Here is a 215-nt window from a genome sequence, read left to right as displayed (position 1 = left end):
CGGGAGACCTGGTCGGGTCCGCCGAAGCGCTCCTGCTCCTGGTCGATCGCCTGCTCCAGCACCGTCTGGGTGTGCTCGTAGACGTCCTTGTGAGGGTGGTGCTCGTCGCGCTCGCGCGCGAGGGCCGGCAGCTCGGGCAGCACCAGCTCGGCGAGGCCGGTGTCGACCAGCAGCGTGAGCCCGCGCCGGGGGTAGGCCCCCATCACCAGCTTGAC

General features: G+C 72.1%; 1 protein-coding gene. It reads right to left on the bottom strand.

Going from position 1 to position 215, the window contains the following annotated elements:
• Positions 1–215 (bottom strand): tRNA nucleotidyltransferase/poly(A) polymerase-related protein (locus QWJ41_RS21730; RefSeq protein ID WP_500684579.1); only part of this gene is annotated, 215 nt, incomplete at both ends.

It is taken from the genome of Nocardioides cremeus (assembly GCF_030518195.1).
In the GTDB taxonomy this organism is placed as follows: Bacteria; Actinomycetota; Actinomycetes; order Propionibacteriales; family Nocardioidaceae; genus Nocardioides; species Nocardioides cremeus.
Note: the sequence above shows the minus strand (reverse complement) of the source record. Positions and strands in the feature narration are given on the sequence as shown.